Annotated in this window: 16 protein-coding genes and 1 pseudogene; 5 read left to right on the forward strand and 12 right to left on the reverse strand. The window is 58.7% G+C overall.

Translation table 11 applies throughout. The annotated features are described in order from the left end of the window. Positions 1-65 precede the first annotated feature (65 nt). The 7 genes from HFO99_RS11100 to HFO99_RS11130 all read right to left on the reverse strand — a co-directional run bounded on the left by HFO99_RS11100 (position 66) and on the right by HFO99_RS11130 (position 6706). The gene (locus HFO99_RS11100) at positions 66-1037 is read right to left on the reverse strand and encodes a 2-hydroxyacid dehydrogenase (protein ID WP_222361186.1); all 972 of its coding nucleotides are present in this window, start codon (positions 1035-1037) and stop codon (positions 66-68) included. A 137-nt stretch (positions 1038-1174) separates the two neighbouring features. Beyond that, positions 1175-2296, reverse strand: coding sequence for a branched-chain amino acid ABC transporter substrate-binding protein (locus HFO99_RS11105; protein WP_017965836.1), 1122 nt, complete (start codon positions 2294-2296; stop codon positions 1175-1177). A gap of 120 nt (positions 2297-2416) precedes the next feature. After that, positions 2417-2770: a DUF6867 family protein gene (locus HFO99_RS11110; protein ID WP_222252305.1), complete on the reverse strand. Its 354-nt coding sequence runs from the start codon at positions 2768-2770 to the stop codon at positions 2417-2419. A gap of 19 nt (positions 2771-2789) precedes the next feature. After that, positions 2790-3533 carry an ABC transporter ATP-binding protein gene (locus tag HFO99_RS11115; protein ID WP_222252306.1) on the reverse strand — a complete coding sequence of 248 codons (744 nt, stop codon included), beginning with the start codon at positions 3531-3533 and terminating at the stop codon, positions 2790-2792. Continuing rightward, positions 3533-4408, reverse strand: coding sequence for an ABC transporter ATP-binding protein (locus tag HFO99_RS11120; protein WP_222331175.1), 876 nt, complete (start codon positions 4406-4408; stop codon positions 3533-3535). Before HFO99_RS11120 ends, HFO99_RS11115 begins: the two co-directional genes overlap by 1 nt. Continuing rightward, a complete protein-coding gene (livM, locus tag HFO99_RS11125) occupies positions 4408-5799 on the reverse strand; it encodes a high-affinity branched-chain amino acid ABC transporter permease LivM (RefSeq protein WP_222331174.1) in 1392 nt (463 codons plus the stop codon). Before livM ends, HFO99_RS11120 begins: the two co-directional genes overlap by 1 nt. 4 nt (positions 5800-5803) lie before the next feature. Next, positions 5804-6706, reverse strand: a complete 903-nt coding sequence (locus HFO99_RS11130; RefSeq protein WP_017965841.1) for a branched-chain amino acid ABC transporter permease — start codon at positions 6704-6706, stop codon at positions 5804-5806. 544 nt (positions 6707-7250) lie between these two features. Here HFO99_RS11130 and cysQ point away from each other — a divergent pair. Continuing rightward, entirely contained in the window at positions 7251-8048 is a 798-nt protein-coding gene (cysQ, locus tag HFO99_RS11135) for a 3'(2'),5'-bisphosphate nucleotidase CysQ (RefSeq protein ID WP_222361188.1), read from the forward strand. Positions 8049-8693: 645 nt separating this feature from the next. Then, positions 8694-9419: a sugar transferase gene (locus HFO99_RS11140; protein WP_222331172.1), complete on the forward strand. Its 726-nt coding sequence runs from the start codon at positions 8694-8696 to the stop codon at positions 9417-9419. Positions 9420-9481: 62 nt separating this feature from the next. On the opposite strand, the pseudogene HFO99_RS33910 reads toward HFO99_RS11140, so the two are convergent. Beyond that, a pseudogene (locus tag HFO99_RS33910) lies at positions 9482-10308 on the reverse strand (response regulator transcription factor). A gap of 399 nt (positions 10309-10707) precedes the next feature. Here HFO99_RS33910 and HFO99_RS11155 point away from each other — a divergent pair. After that, positions 10708-10983: a DUF1153 domain-containing protein gene (locus HFO99_RS11155; protein ID WP_056812078.1), complete on the forward strand. Its 276-nt coding sequence runs from the start codon at positions 10708-10710 to the stop codon at positions 10981-10983. Positions 10984-11005: 22 nt separating this feature from the next. Here the strand turns inward: HFO99_RS11155 and HFO99_RS11160 are convergent, their stop codons facing one another. Beyond that, positions 11006-11572: a paraquat-inducible protein A gene (locus HFO99_RS11160; protein WP_222331171.1), complete on the reverse strand. Its 567-nt coding sequence runs from the start codon at positions 11570-11572 to the stop codon at positions 11006-11008. A 55-nt stretch (positions 11573-11627) separates the two neighbouring features. On the opposite strand from HFO99_RS11160, the gene HFO99_RS11165 reads away from it, so the two are divergent. Further along, positions 11628-11906 (forward strand): GNAT family N-acetyltransferase, encoded by a 279-nt coding sequence (locus HFO99_RS11165; RefSeq protein WP_017965846.1) that lies wholly within the window; start codon positions 11628-11630, stop codon positions 11904-11906. Positions 11907-12239: 333 nt separating this feature from the next. Here the strand turns inward: HFO99_RS11165 and HFO99_RS11170 are convergent, their stop codons facing one another. Then, on the reverse strand, positions 12240-12590 hold the full coding sequence (locus HFO99_RS11170; protein WP_024319371.1) for a hypothetical protein: 351 nt from the start codon (positions 12588-12590) through the stop codon (positions 12240-12242). A 436-nt stretch (positions 12591-13026) separates the two neighbouring features. On the opposite strand from HFO99_RS11170, the gene ctrA reads away from it, so the two are divergent. Next, the gene (gene ctrA / locus HFO99_RS11175; protein WP_003542362.1) at positions 13027-13728 is read left to right on the forward strand and encodes a response regulator transcription factor CtrA; all 702 of its coding nucleotides are present in this window, start codon (positions 13027-13029) and stop codon (positions 13726-13728) included. Between the two features lie 234 nt (positions 13729-13962). Here the strand turns inward: ctrA and HFO99_RS11180 are convergent, their stop codons facing one another. Beyond that, a complete protein-coding gene (locus tag HFO99_RS11180) occupies positions 13963-14325 on the reverse strand; it encodes a response regulator (protein WP_222252312.1) in 363 nt (120 codons plus the stop codon). Between the two features lie 120 nt (positions 14326-14445). Continuing rightward, positions 14446-15093 (reverse strand): histidine phosphotransferase ChpT, encoded by a 648-nt coding sequence (gene chpT / locus HFO99_RS11185; protein WP_222361190.1) that lies wholly within the window; start codon positions 15091-15093, stop codon positions 14446-14448. Positions 15094-15104: the final 11 nt, after the last annotated feature.

Genomic DNA, 15104 nt, shown 5'->3' on the forward strand with positions numbered 1-15104 from the left:
AAATAAAATAGTTAGAGCATGATGTCGTCCGAAAACCGCTCACACTTTTCGGCATCATCTAGCCGCTAAACCACCCGATCCGGCGCATCCCTGCCCTCGAAAAACGCCGTCACGTTGTCAACCACCTTCATGCCCATGGCGGTCCGCGTCTCTTCCGTAGCACTGCCGAGATGCGGCAGTACCATGACGTTCTCCATCCGCCGCAGTGCCTCCGGCACATCAGGTTCCGCCTCGTAGACGTCAAGCCCGGCGCCGCGGATCTTGCCCGCCTTGAGCGCTGCAATCAGCGCCGCCTCATCCACCACGTCGCCACGCGCCGTATTGATGAGAAAGGCGCCCGGCTTCATCGCCGCAAACCGTGCCGCATTCATCAGGTGTCGGTTCTCTGCTCCACCAGGGCAATGCAGCGAGACGAAATCGGCCACCGCCAGCACGGCCTCGATCGTCGGCAGTTGCCGCGCGCCGTAAGGCGCCGCCTCCGCCGGATCGATCGGCGAACGGTTGAAGAACACCACATCCATACCGAAGCCGAAATGGCAGCGTTGCGCGAAGGCCTTGCCGATTCGGCCGAAACCGATGATGCCGACCGTCTTCCCGGTCACCTTGGTGCCGATCATATGCGTCGGGCACCAGCCCTTCCATTCACCAGCGCGTACCTGCCGCTCGCCCTCACCGCCGCGCCGGGCAACGGAGAGCAGCAGCAGCATGGCGATATCGGCCGTGCAGTCGGTCAGCACGCCCGGCGTGTTTGTGACCGCAATGCCTCTCTCCCTGGCAGCTGATATATCGATGTGATTGTAGCCGACGCCGAAATTGCCGAGGATTTTGGTGACAACAGGGGCGCCGTCGAAGATGGCGGCGGGCAACCGATCGGAAACCGTCGGCAATACGGCATCATAGGTCGAGAGCGCCAGCCGCAGCTCGTTTTCGCCGAGCGGAATATCGTCACGATTGAACGTCACATCGAAACGCGCGGCAAGGACAGTTTCCACCGTGGCTGGCCAGCGCCGGGTGACGAGAATGCGGGGTTTGGACATGGAGGGTTCCGCTCAATGCTTCAAAACGATGCCAAGAGTTAGACCAGCCAGGCGAAGATTGAAACGTCCGCAAAAAGAAAGAAGCCCGGTCGGAGAACCGGGCTTCGATAATCTTATCCCATAAAAGGGAGCGAGGCTTACATGCCCTGCGGGAAGTAGCTGTACTTGCCGTCCGGACCCTTCTTCCATTCGTACATGATGTAGCCAGGGATCTTCGGGTCGCCCTTTTCGTCGAACGAGATGTCGCCGAGAACGGTCGGGAACGGGCCCTTTTCCTTCATGGCCTTGGCAACGGCCTCAGGATCCAGCGAACCGGCAGCCTTGGCGGCCCCGGCGATCGTCTGCATCGCAGCGTAGGAATAGAGCGTGTAGGCTTCCGGATTGAAACCAGCGGCCTTGAACTTTTCGACGAGTTCCTTGTTTGCAGGGTTCGCCGTCGGATCGGGGCCGAAGGTGTTCAGCGTACCGGCGACGGCGTCGCCAGCGATCGAGGCCAGTTCGTTCGAAACGATACCGTCGCCCGAAACCAGCGTCGCCTTCAGGCCCTGGTCAGCCGCCTGGCGGATGATGAGACCGGCTTCGGTGTGCAGACCACCCCAATAGATGATCGAGACGCCGGCTTCCTTCATCTTGGCGATGAGGGCCGAGAAGTCCTTGTCGCCGACGTTGATGCCTTCGTATATGACTTCCGTGACGCCGGCCGCGTTCATAGCCTTCTTGGTTTCGTCGGCAAGGCCCTGACCGTAGGGGGTCTTGTCGTGAACGACAGCGATCTTGGCGTCCTTGAAGTGATCGGCAAGATATTTGCCGGCGATGGCACCCTGCTGGTCGTCACGGCCGCAGGTGCGGAACGTGTTCCAGAGGCCCCGTTCCGTGAAGGTCGGGTTCGTCGCGGCCGGGGTGATTTCGAGGATGCCGTTTTCGGCATAGACTTCCGAAGCCGGGATCGAAACGCCCGAGTTGAAGTGGCCGATGACGAACTTGACGCCGTCAGCAGCGAACTTGTTGGCAACCGAAATGCCTTGCTTCGGGTCGGAGACGTCGTCGCCGAGTTCGATCTTGATCTGCTCGCCGTTGATGCCGCCAGCCGCGTTGATGTCGGCGACCGCCTGCTCCGCACCCTTCTGGAGCTGAGCGCCGAACGCAGCGTTCGGGCCAGTCAGCGGACCAGCGACAGCGATGAGAACGTCGGCCCACGCGTTGCCGCTGAAGGCGACCATCGCCGTCAGAGCCACCGCCGACAGAAGAGACTTTTTCATATTATTACTCCCAATTTTTGGGCGGGTTCCGGTCCAAAGCCGAGCGCACTACCCACCATTGACTGCGCCAGGAAAGCTATTCCACTCGGAAGGCAATTCATGCCTAGATTCAACGGACTGTCAATGTTTGTCCTTCCACGAAAACGCGGAAGTTTTTTCGTACAGCCAGTAATAGTTGTTAACCATCTGATTGGTGCGGCGGTAGCGGAAGCCGGCCGTAGAGAACACCAGCAGCGTCACGAAGTCGAGAATATAGTAGAAGGCGCTGAGCATCGGACCATTGAACAGGGCATGATGCAGGAACTGCATCGCCCAGGCGAGCAGGAATGTATAGACGATGACCAACGGATAGTCGGCCCAGCCTTCGGCAACCGCTTTGCCGGCGCGCCAGGCCGTCCAGAAGCCTAAGAGCAAGACGATGACACGGATCGCCACAAGGGGGCCGGCATCCGCTTCGAAGAAAAGTCCCTGCATGTCAAACTCTCCTTTCGACCTAGTGTCTTCCGCCTTCGAGATAGGCGGCGCGGACCTCGGGATTGGCAAGAAGCTCCTTGCCGGAGCCGCTCATCGTCACCTTGCCGTTCACCATCACGTAGGCGCGGTGAGAAAGCCTGAGGGCGGCGAACGCGTTCTGCTCGACGAGGAAAACGGTCAGCCCCTCCGCCTCGTTAAGCTTCTTGATCGCCTCGAAGATTCCCTTGACGATCAGCGGCGCAAGACCGAGCGAGGGTTCATCGAGAAGCAGCAGCTTCGGGCGCGCCATCAGCGCGCGGCCGATCGACAGCATCTGTTGCTCACCACCCGAAAGTGTTCCGCCCCGCTGGGCGTGACGTTCCTTGAGCCGCGGGAAGAGCGTGAAGATCTTCTCGACATCTTCGGCGAAGTGTTTCAGATTGTCGAGGCCGGCGCCCATCTGAAGATTTTCCAGAACCGTCATGCGCGGGAAGATGCGGCGGCCTTCCGGCGACTGTGCAATGCGTAGACGGGCGATTTCATGCGTCGGCATGCGGGTGATGTCGCGGCCCTCGAAGACCACCGAACCGATGCGGGCCTGCGGGCTGCCGCAGATCGTCATCATCAGTGTCGACTTGCCGGCGCCATTGGCGCCGATCAGGCTGACGATCTCGCCTTTGTTGACGTGGACATCGACGCCGGCCAGCGCCCGGATATTGCCGTAATAGGTTTCGACGCCATTCACGTGAAGGAGCGGTTGACCCGTCATTACTTCATCGCCCATCAGTTTGCGCCTCCTTCGAGCTGCTCGACGGCTGCGATCACCTTTTCCACTTCTTCATCCTCGACGCCAAGATAGGCCGCGATGACCCTGGGATCGTTCTTCACGTGATCCGGCGTGCCATCGGAAATCTTCTGACCATATTCGAGGACGACGACGTGGTCGGAGATTTCCATGACCACCGACATGTCGTGCTCGATCAGCAGGATCGACGTTCCTGTTTCGGCGCGAATGCTCTTCAGCAGCGCGTTGAGCGTTGCCGATTCCCGTGGGTTGAGGCCGGCAGCCGGTTCGTCCAGGCAAAGCAGCTCCGGCCCGGTGCACATGGCGCGGGCAATTTCGAGACGCCGCTGGGCGCCATAGGGCAGGTCGCCGGCCGGGTCGTCGGCGCGGTCGATTAGGTCGGCCTTCTCGAGCCAGAAACGGGCGAGCTCGATTGCAGCGGCCGCTTCCCGCCTATAGGGGCCGACACCGATAAGGCCGAGGATCGTATAACCCGATGCCTTCATCAGCTTGTTGTGCTGAGCAACCAGTAGGTTTTCGAGAACGGTCAGGCCGGAGAACAGCCGGATGTTCTGGAAGGTGCGTGCGACCTTGGCTTCCCTGGTGATGCGAAAGTCCGGCAGACGCTCGAGCAGATATTGCTTGCCGCTCTTCTGGTTGAACGTGATCATGCCCATCGTCGGCTTGTAGAAGCCGGTGATGCAGTTGAAGACAGTGGTCTTGCCGGCGCCGTTCGGCCCGATCAGCGCGGTGATATCGCCGCGCTTGGCTTCGAAGGAGAAGTCGTTGATGGCCATCAGGCCGCCGAACTTCATCGACAGGTGTTCGACCTTGAGAAGAGTGTCGTCAGACATCGTATTCTTTACAGGGCTCATCAACCATGGCCCTCCTTGATGAAGCTTCCGGATATCGCCTTGCGCGCTCTAAGGAAGGCTGTCGGCTCACGCGAGCCGACGAAGCCGCGCGGCTTGAACAGCATGACGACGACCATGGCGAGGCCGAAGATCAACATGCGGTAGAGTTCCGGCGTAAAATCGGGTCCGAAGATCAGTTTTAGGAAGTTCATGCTGCGCAACAACTCGGTGCCGCCGACCATGACGATGGCGGCGATCGCGATGCCGGTCAGCGAGCCCATGCCGCCGAGAACGACGATGGCGAGAATGACGGCCGATTCCAGGAAGACGAAGGATTCCGGCGAAACGAAGCCCTGGCGGGCGGCGAAGAACGAGCCGGCGAAACCGGCAAACATCGCGCCCGTCGCAAAGGCGGTGAGCTTGGTCGTCACCGTATTGATGCCGAGGGAACGGCAGGCGATCTCGTCTTCGCGCAAGGCTTCCCAGGCGCGTCCGATCGGCATGCGGCGCAGCCGGATGGTGACATACGCCGTCAGCATGCAGAGCGCTAGGATCAGGTAAAAGAGGAAGATCTTGTAATAGGCCGAGGAGATCGGCAGGTGAAAGAGCTTGGCAAAGCCGCCGGCCGTCGCATCGAAGGGAATGCCGAAGAGTGTTGCCTTCGGGATGCTCGAGATACCGAAGGTGCCCTTCGTCACTTCAGTCCAGTTGATCAGGACGAGACGAATGATTTCACCGAAGGCAAGCGTCACGATGGCGAGGTAATCGCCGCGCAGGCGCAGCACCGGGAAGCCGAGAATGACGCCCCAGAGTGCGGCGAAGACGCCCGAAAGCGGCAGTAGCATCCAGAAGGACAGGCCGAAATAGCTCGAAAGCAGCGCGTAGGAATAAGCGCCGACGGCATAGAAGGCGACATAGCCGAGGTCGAGCAGGCCGGCGAGGCCGACGACGATGTTCAGCCCCCAGGCCAGCATCACATAGATCAGGATCTGGATGCCGAAATTGTCGACATAGGTCAGCGAGCCCTGAGGGCCTTTGATCGCCACCACCACCATGGGATAAAGCAGCAGCGCGATCAGTGCGAGCTTCAGGAAATGCCGGTGGAAGAAGCTCTTCTCGGTTGAGATCTCGAGTTCGCCGTGTCTCGCCTTTGCCAGCTTGCGGCTGTCGAGATGCGGCCGCAGGAAAACCACCGTGGCGAAGCGGCCGATGGCGGCGACCGCGACGAAGATCGCAAGCAGGCCCCAGCGCTGGACAATGATCAGTTCGTTGCTGATGTTCTGGTCGGTCTTCAGGCCGACATAGAGAACGAACATGCCGAACGACAGGACTGCGGCGAAAAGAGCTTCGGTAAGGCCTTTGCGGACAAGTCCGGCATCGGGCTTGCCTGCAGAATTTTCGATTTTTGCCATGACGTTATACCTTCTCGACTTCCGGCCGCCCTAGGATGCCGGTCGGCTTGAAGATCAACACGAAAGCCAGGATCGCAAAGGTTGCGACGTCCTTGTAGGCGATGGTGAAGTATGCCGACCACAGCGACTCGATAAGGCCGATAAGCAGGCCGCCGAAGACGGCGCCGGGTAACGAACCGATACCGCCGAGAACGGCTGCCGTGAAGGCCTTCACACCAGGCGTGAAGCCGTCGTTAAACGAGGCGACGCCATAATACATCAGGTACATCGTGCCGGCGACGGCTGCCAGTGCCGCACCCATAACGAAAGTGATCGAGATCGTCTGGTCGACGTTGACGCCGAGCAGCGCTGCCATCTTGCGATCCTGCTCAGTGGCGCGCTGGGCACGGCCGAGTGCGGTACGATTGACGATGTACCAGAATATCGTCAGCAGCACCGCCGTGATCACGATGATGATGATCTGTTTCAGCGACACCGAGATGTTGCCGAACTGGTAGACCGAGCTCACCATCGGCGGAATCGGCTTGTTGCGGGGACCCTGCGTCACCTGGATGAAGTTGGACAGCGTGATCGACATGCCGATCGCGGTAATCAGCGGCGCCAGGCGGAAGGAACCGCGCAGGGGACGGTATGCGACGCGCTCGATCGTCCAATTCCACAAACTCGTCATCAACATCGCGACAACAAGCATCGCCAACAGCAGAACTGCTACCGGGAGACCTGCGAAGATGGATGTGAGGACGAGGAAGACGATAAGAGCGGCGAAACCACCGAGCATGAAGATGTCGCCATGGGCGAAATTGATCATGCCGATAATGCCGTAAACCATCGTATAGCCAATAGCCACAAGGCCATAGATGGATCCGAGCGTCAGCCCATTTAAGAGCTGCTGGACGAAATACTCCATATGTCGTTTTCCCCTGGATGCGAGCGAAACACGCTGCATCTCTTTTTGGTTCTTCAGTTCTCCGTTTCAGAGAACCTCATAGGCCGAATGCATAGCGGTTTCGTTGGAAATGTGAAGACAAAAAGGATTTACTCCGACAGATTCTTGTCAGAACAGGCCTAGATGGCGCGTTTTGAACCAAAATCCACAGAAAAACGGCAGAGCAGGGCCTATTTTTAGCCAGAAACTGCCACTGGGTTAACCATCCGGAGATATCGCCGTCGATTTCTTGCCCCGCTTGCTGCGTAAGCTATTCCACAGAATTGGAAGATGGAGCAAATTCAGACCCCAAGACAGCCTCTTTGACGAATGCCGTTTCACGAGCGATGCCCGCATCTTCGTCTGACAAGGCTGAAAACTTATGGTAGCATCATCAGGCTGTGCATTGAGGGATGCGGGGCACGACGGGGAACACCATATAAACTTGAGTATCTGGTTGTGACAGGGATGGTTTGCGGACGAGCGACAACGGGGTGCTCGCCGCGTGGCGAACGGCAAAAGGACAATGCTAAGGACATTTGAAAAGGCGGCGCTCGAAGCCGGCAGGGCCATCATCACGGTCCTGCGCGAAGGCTTCCCCGTCGCTATCAAGGCGGATGCAAGTCCGGTTACGGTCGCCGACGAGGAGGCCGAACGCATCATCCTCGCTCATCTCGCCAGAGATTATCCCGAAATACCCGTCGTGGCGGAAGAATCGGTTGCCGCCGGCAAGGTGCCCGACATTGCCGGCCGTGGCTTCTTCCTGGTCGACCCCCTCGACGGCACGCGCGAGTTCGTCGACGGGCGGCAGGAATTCACCGTCAACATCGCCTATATCGAGAACGGCGCCCCGGTGGCGGGCATCGTCTACGCGCCAGCGCTCGGGCTTGCCTTTTCGGGAGAACGCGGCCACGCCGAAAGGCTCGTCGTCACGGACGATTTCGCAGTTGGCGCTCGCAGCACAATCACTGTGCGCGAACAGCCCGCCGACAGACTGGCGCTTGCAAGCCTTCGCCACAACAGCCCCGAGACCGGAAGCTTCCTCGCCGACCACGCGATCTTCAAATGCACCAATATCGGCTCCTCGCTGAAATTCTGCCTGCTGGCCGAGGGAAAGGCCGACGTCTATCCGCGCTTTACCCGCACGATGGAATGGGATACTGCGGCCGGCGATGCGGTGCTGCGCGCCGCCGGCGGTTCGACAGTGACGCTGGACGGAATGCCGCTGACCTATGGCAAGACGGGAACGGCGGCCGATTTCGACTTCGCCAACCCGAACTTCATCTCCTGGGGCGGCAGGAAACGCGTCCTCGAACCGGCCTGACCATCCTTAGGACTGCTGAAGACAGGCAAGCGGTGCGATTCTCTACATCGTAACCATGAGCTCAGACCTGTCGCGACAATCCGCGACCGGCTTCCGGCATGCGCGCCTCAACTGAGAAAGCGTCCCTCCTTTAAAAGCGCGTCCACGATCCCCTTTCCAGCTGTGAAGTGATTCGCAATATCGGACCTCATTGAGCGATTCGGGCGGCGAATTCATTGCTCTGCATCTTTTCAAGACGCTGCGCGCCAACAGTCCCGCCTTGATTTTGTCACATTTCGGCACCGCTTCCACAGCGCTCGATATCTTCATCAGAAAAATTTCGGCTCGCATTCCGTTAAGAAATACGGTTAAGAGACCCGGGTCACGTGTCGAAACGGCACGTCGCCGACCCCCGGTGAGCCCCTGCCAAAGGCCTAGAAACTTTGACAAAATTCCAATTATTAACGAAATATCATGAGCTTGCCTCAACTTAACGCACATGCGAAAGATTTGTTGCGATGCGATATTTCTCTGGACACCATTACACAATTGTCGCATTTTTCCGTTTTAGTAGGGTTACCAAGACCTGAGTGCAGCCCTGGTGACAGGGTTAACCATTGATCGCCTATTGCCGCCGCGCCCCCTCGAGACAACAGAGTACGATCCTTGAGCATCACGGAACTAAACAACAGCATCTCGACAGAGTCCTTCCGGCCGAGCCGCCGCCAGCAGCCGAGCCTGAAGATCCAGACCCCTGTTATCCATAGCGATGCGCCGCAGGCGCCGTTGGTGGATCTGGTCCTGAAGCGGGCGTTCGACATTTTTTCGTCGTTGAGCGCCCTCCTCGTCCTCGCCCCGTTCCTTCTGTTCGTCGCCCTGCTGATCAAGCTCGACAGCCCGGGACCGGTGCTCTTCAAGCAGACCCGCTGGGGCAAGAACTGCAAGGCCATCAAGGTCTACAAGTTCCGTTCCATGCGCACCGACCTTTGCGACGTCTCCGGCGTTGCCCAGACGGTCAAGGACGACCCGCGCGTCACCCGCATCGGTGCCATCCTGCGCCGGACGAATGTCGATGAGTTGCCGCAGCTGCTGAACGTGCTGCTGGGCCACATGTCGGTCGTCGGCCCGCGTTGCCATGCAATCGGCATGCGCGCCGGCGGCGTGCTCTACGAGGAGCTCGTACCGGAATACCATCAGCGCCATGCGATGCGCCCAGGCATGACGGGTCTTGCCCAGATGCGTGGCCTGCGCGGCCCGACCGATCGTCCGGCCAAGGCGCGCGCCCGCATTGTCAGCGATCTCTACTACGTCGGGAATTTCTCGATCTGGATGGACATGCGCATCATTGTCGGAACGGTCGTGTCGGAGCTGACCGGCGGTAAAGGCTTCTAAGCTTTAAGCTTTGTGAGAAGGGGCCGGCTGCCTTATGCATGTCGCCCAAAAATGTGCAGCGGTTATGCTCTGGCGACCGCCTGCATGCGGTTGACCGAATAGAGCTTGCGCATCGCGCTCTTCAGATAACCCGCCACCGTATGCGACGAGAGATCGAGAATAATCGCGATCTCGTCGCTGCTCTTGCCGGCCGCCGACTACAGCGCCGCGCGTCTTTTTAGACGCGCAAAGGACGCTGTAGCACTTTGAATTGCTGGCTGATTCCTTAAATCGATTCCGATTTAAGGAATCAGCCAGCGTCGCAAGCATTCGATTTCGCGCCGGGTAAGCGCCTCCGACGGACCGTCTTCCCCGCTGCCATTGCGCGAAACCTTGTCCAGAAGCTCCATGCAGCCGTAGAGCAGCGCCATCGCCTGCTCCCGTGTGGGCATAAGACAGCCGCCTGAGAAGGCGAAGATGTATTGTTTCAGGTCAGCGTCGTGTAGCGCGAAGGCGAAGGTATTCTTTAGCCCGTGCATCTGAAAAAGCATGCTGAGTCTGCGGTTTTCCTGATTGGCGGCGTTGCCTGCAAATGACCCCTCTTTGGAGAAAACTGGTACGATCGTCCGCTTCATCGCGGTCACCAGTCTGCTGCAATAGAAGAGATCCGCGGCCTCGTGAAAGCCGACAAGGCTTTGCGGCCAGTTGCTGATCAGCCAGTTTTCGGTGAAAGCCGTACGGTCGCCCGCGGGAAAGCCGAGAACAGATAGAAATCGAAGCCCGCAAGCTTCGCCATCTCGCCGAGCCGTTCCTTGCCGTCGTTGAACGAAACCCCGGCGCCACCGGCCTGCGAAGGCGAAAATGCAGCATCCTCAGTGCAGTGTTCGACTGCGCGCTCACGTCTTTTCATCTTCTTATCATCGTATGGCCAGCTCGGCTCGGCCTCGCTGCCGGCGGCGAGAGGCTCGCGCCGGAGCATCAGCAAAGACAGTTTGCGCCCCGCATCCCGAGGACACGAAGCACAAAAAGCGCCAACTGGACTGATACAGCGGGAAGAACGGAGACGAAGTCTTGCGCTCATTCTTATGTTGCAGCGCTTATAAGGTCACCCCGAGCCATCAGCTAATATTTATTCCGCATGGCTCTCATGCAGGCGCCACAAATTGACATAGCGGCAGGCGGTCGCTCCAAATCGCCGGCCAGGGCGGGCGTCTAAATTTGTTATCAAAGTCTTACGATGGGTTTAGGCAATTTTTAAATGTGGCAGGCTAGAGTGGGGCTCGTGGTCTTGCGTTGTGTAGAGAGTCCAATGACCGAAATGATACGTCCCCGAGTGAAATATGTCATCGGCCCCGATGGCAGCCCCCTGACGATTGCGGATCTTCCGCCGCCCAATACGCGGCGCTGGGTGATTCGCCGGAAGGCAGAGGTTGTCGCGGCTGTTCGCGGTGGCCTGTTGAGCTTGGAAGAGGCCTGCGACCGTTATACGCTCACGGTCGAAGAATTCCTCTCCTGGCAATCGTCGATCAACAGCCACGGTCTCGCCGGCCTGCGCACCACGCGCATCCAGCAATATCGTCACTGATCACACCCAGCATCGATGACATCTATTTCGGGCCGGACGCATCTCCCATGAAGGAATGAAGAAGGCCCGAAATCATTGACGAGGCCGCGTAGCACCAAAGGCCGGGCTGCGTGAAGGCATCGGCCAGCCCAGTCGTCTTCGCCGCCGCAATGACGATCGCGACCAGCAGCACGTCCATCATCGACCACTTGGACAGATGCGGTACGACGCGACGATAGAACAGGCTGCCGACCTCGCCGGCGGCGGCCGTCGCTCCTGCGGCGATCCCCATCGCCTCCGCGGTGATGCCGATCATCTTCAGAAGCGGCAGCAGGATCGAAACCAGCGCGACGATCGCCGCCAGCAGCCCATCCCCGCCTTGCCAAAGCGAGACGATGATTTCGATGAGCGACGGCGTATCGTCGAAGAAATACAGCGTCTCGAAATGGACCAGCGGCAAGACGAGGCCGAGCGCCAGGAAGAACGGCGCGGCCACGAGAAGCACGGGGCGAATCATCGAAAGCGCCTTCATTGCCCCGAACCTCGTATCGACCCGATATTTTGCATGAACACTCCGTCTCCTGCCTCTATTGCCTCCACGGCTTGGCATGGCCGCGCCGCCATGTCACGGTCCGCCAAGACAATATCCGTTACGAGGAAAGACAATGGACATTCGAAACGAGGAAGGCGCCTCCGGCGGCCGTTATGCGGCCGAGGTCGAAGGACACGAGGCGGAGATGACCTATTCACGCACATCGCCGAAGCTCGTCATCATCGATCACACGGGCGTTCCCGATGCGCTGCGCGGCAAGGGTGTCGGCCAGGCGTTGGCGCTCCACGCTGTGGAAGCAGCCCGCACCGGTGGCTGGAAGATCATCCCGCTTTGCCCCTTCTTCAAGGCGCAGGCGCAACGCCATCCGGAATGGAAGGACGTCGTGAACTAAACCATGTCGCGCAAAACTGTGCAGCGGTTTTTCGCTAACGACATGCGTAAAAACAAGGATCTAACGCGCGAGGAGCGAATCTAGAAGATCGCGACGCGCTTTAGCTCATCGGCCCGAAAATCGGAATCGATTTTCGGAAAAGCACGATGGGAGGATTGAAAGAGTTAGAGCGTCCTTTGCGTGTCCGAAAAGACCCGCGTGACAACCTCGATTTCGGCGAGAGCCGCCCTAAGGCGCAAACACCAAAAGCCATGTATGACGGACAGCGCGCCCATCATACATGGCTTCTCAGTGGCGATCCCAGAGCGCCGAAGCCGGCGCCCGCCGTTTCTCTTACGCCCTTGCGCGGGCGGCGCCGTCACGCTCTTCCAGCGCTGTGGCCCTTGCATATTCCGCCTGCATCTCCTCGAGTGCCATTTCTAGCGTCTCTTCCTGCATCTTCAGTTCCTTGATCGAAACCTGCAGGTTGTCAGCCCGCTGACGCGCGGCCTTGGCGAAGGTCGGATAAGCAAAGTGATTCGGGTCGGAAATACCGGACTTCTTTTCCTCGACGACGATCTGGCTCTCCAGATCCTTCGTCATCCGTTCGAATTCGGACATCATCATCTGCAACTGCTGCAACTGACGTCGTTTTTCATTCACCTGAAATTCCTTCAGGCGAACGAGACTTTCTCGCGACTTCATACGCATTACTCCCGTGATGCGAGACCCCGGCTCAACTTGAAACCGCCCTGCGCGCCGCTTTGACACGGTTTGCTAAAAAATTTCCCGCGATATTAACAAATACCTACCGCTGGTAACCTTTCGTTTACGGGCATCGTTAATGATAGCCCCGATGATTTAAGGGTCGGTAAATGCCGAGGCATGAAGTTCGAACCTTTTCATTGGCGAGTCGGATGAATCACTTAGCGCAGTTTCCTAATGTTAAAGTTGAGGGGCGCCGTTTTGAGATTCCTATTGGAAAACAGAGAAATGGAAAAATTGTTTAATAAATTCGATACTCCTTGCCAGAGTGAATTAGAATTTGTTAACCATTTCGTGGCAGCTTTCAAATCACGTAGCGTGTTCGGTATCGTGTAGGGGGCCAGACCACCTTTCGGCGGCGGTAAAGGGGATAATTATGCGGGTACTTCTAATCGAGGATGACAGCGCCACGGCGCAGAGCATCGAGTTGATGCTGAAATCAGAGAGTTTTAATGTTTATACCACCGATCTCGGTGAAGAAGGCGTCGATCTGGGCAAGCTGTATGATTATGACATCATCCTTCTCGATCTGAACCTGCCCGACATGTCCGGATATGAGGTGCTTCGCACTCTCCGACTGTCCAAGGTCAAGACACCGATCCTCATTCTGTCGGGCATGGCCGGCATCGAAGACAAGGTTCGTGGCCTCGGCTTCGGCGCCGACGACTACATGACCAAGCCGTTCCACAAGGACGAGCTCGTCGCCCGTATCCACGCCATCGTCCGCCGCTCCAAGGGCCATGCCCAGTCGGTTATCATGACCGGCGAGCTGATCGTCAACCTCGATGCCAAGACTGTCGAAGTCGGCGGCCAGCGCGTCCACCTGACGGGCAAGGAATATCAGATGCTGGAGCTGCTTTCGCTCCGCAAGGGCACCACCCTCACCAAGGAAATGTTCCTGAACCACCTCTACGGCGGCATGGACGAGCCGGAACTGAAGATCATCGACGTCTTCATCTGCAAGCTCCGCAAAAAGCTCGCCAATGCTGCCGGCGGTGCCAACTACATCGAGACCGTCTGGGGCCGCGGTTACGTTCTTCGCGAGCCGGATGGTGCCGAATACGCCGAAACCGCCTAATATTTTTTCCGATCCCCTTATCGGACAAACGAAGATCTCGCCCTTCCGGCGGGATTTTTCGTTTCTGCTTACGTTGGGCGAGATTAACCTGATGTGGAGGATCTTAGGCTGGATCAGCCTGAAGTGCCCTGTATCTCGATGAAGAAAATAGAACGTGGCAGCCGTCGAACGTGCTTGCACTTTCGGCGTCATGCTCCAGGGACGCCGACATCGGCGGGGAAGAGGCCGTGCCGGTCAGGCGGCGATCGCGCGGTTTCCGAAAACGGCGGTCAGGATCTTGCGATCGAACGGCTTCAGCAGGAAGTCGGTGGCACCGGCCCGCTTGCCTGCCATCAGCTTCTTCAGATCCGCCTCGACGACGCAGTAATAGATCTTGACCTCTTTGCCGCCCTCCATGGCGCGGATGGCGGTGATGAGGTCGAGCGCGCCTTCCATGCCTGAATCGACGATCAGATATTCCGGCAGCTCCGCCTGGCAGCGCTGCAACGCCTCGCCGGCGTTGGAAGCTTCACTGACGAGAAAGTCGAGTTCGGAGAGAATGCGCTTGCCGACCTTGCGGACGATATCCGAATTATCGGTGATCATGAACCTTTGCATGGCCGCTCCTTTGCCCCCGCATTCGTCGTAGCGAGAGGCCTCTTACAACCCTGGAGAATAGGTCCATCAGGCTAAGGAATCGTTACCGGACGAGCGCAGGCATGCGTCCGCGCTCCGAAATCAGGCGGCCGCCGCCACCGCCGTGAACACCAGTTCGTCGGCGCTGGCGCTGTGCTCAAGGGTCATTCCGCACTCCTGCGCCAAAAGCACGGTGTAATAGGGCTGGATCGAATGGGCGTCGATCGCCTCCTCGATGGTGCCGGTCGATATCTCGACGAATTTCGGCGGCAACCGCATCAGTTTGCCTTTGGCCGTGAGCTTGAACCTGGCATCGAACTCGGGATTTTCGAGCGTTACCTCGAGCACGCCGCCGCGCGGAATGGCGGAATAGGCAACGAGGAAGAGGTTGAGCAGCAGCTTGACACGGTTCTTGGCGACGATGGCGCGCGGTCCGTTCCAGATCACCTCGGTCTTCTTTTCGGCGACGGCGAAATCCTTGGCAGCACGCTCGGCCTCGCCGGTGTCGATCGAGGCGCCGACGGAGCCCGACGCGCCGAAGGCGAGACGTGCGAATTTCAGGCGGACGGAAGCATTGAGCGCGCTGGTGCGGATCAGGTCCATCGCATCGGCATCGGCGCCGCCTTCATCCAGGAGCTCCAGCCCGTTATTGATCGCGCCGACGGGCGAGATAACATCGTGGCAAACGCGGCTGCAAAGAAGCGCGGCCAGATCCGGGCCGGACAGGGTAAGATTTGGGTTCTTGGACATCATCGTCTCCT

The sequence above is a fragment of the Rhizobium leguminosarum genome (assembly GCF_019798305.1).
GTDB lineage: Bacteria > Pseudomonadota > Alphaproteobacteria > Rhizobiales > Rhizobiaceae > Rhizobium > Rhizobium leguminosarum_U.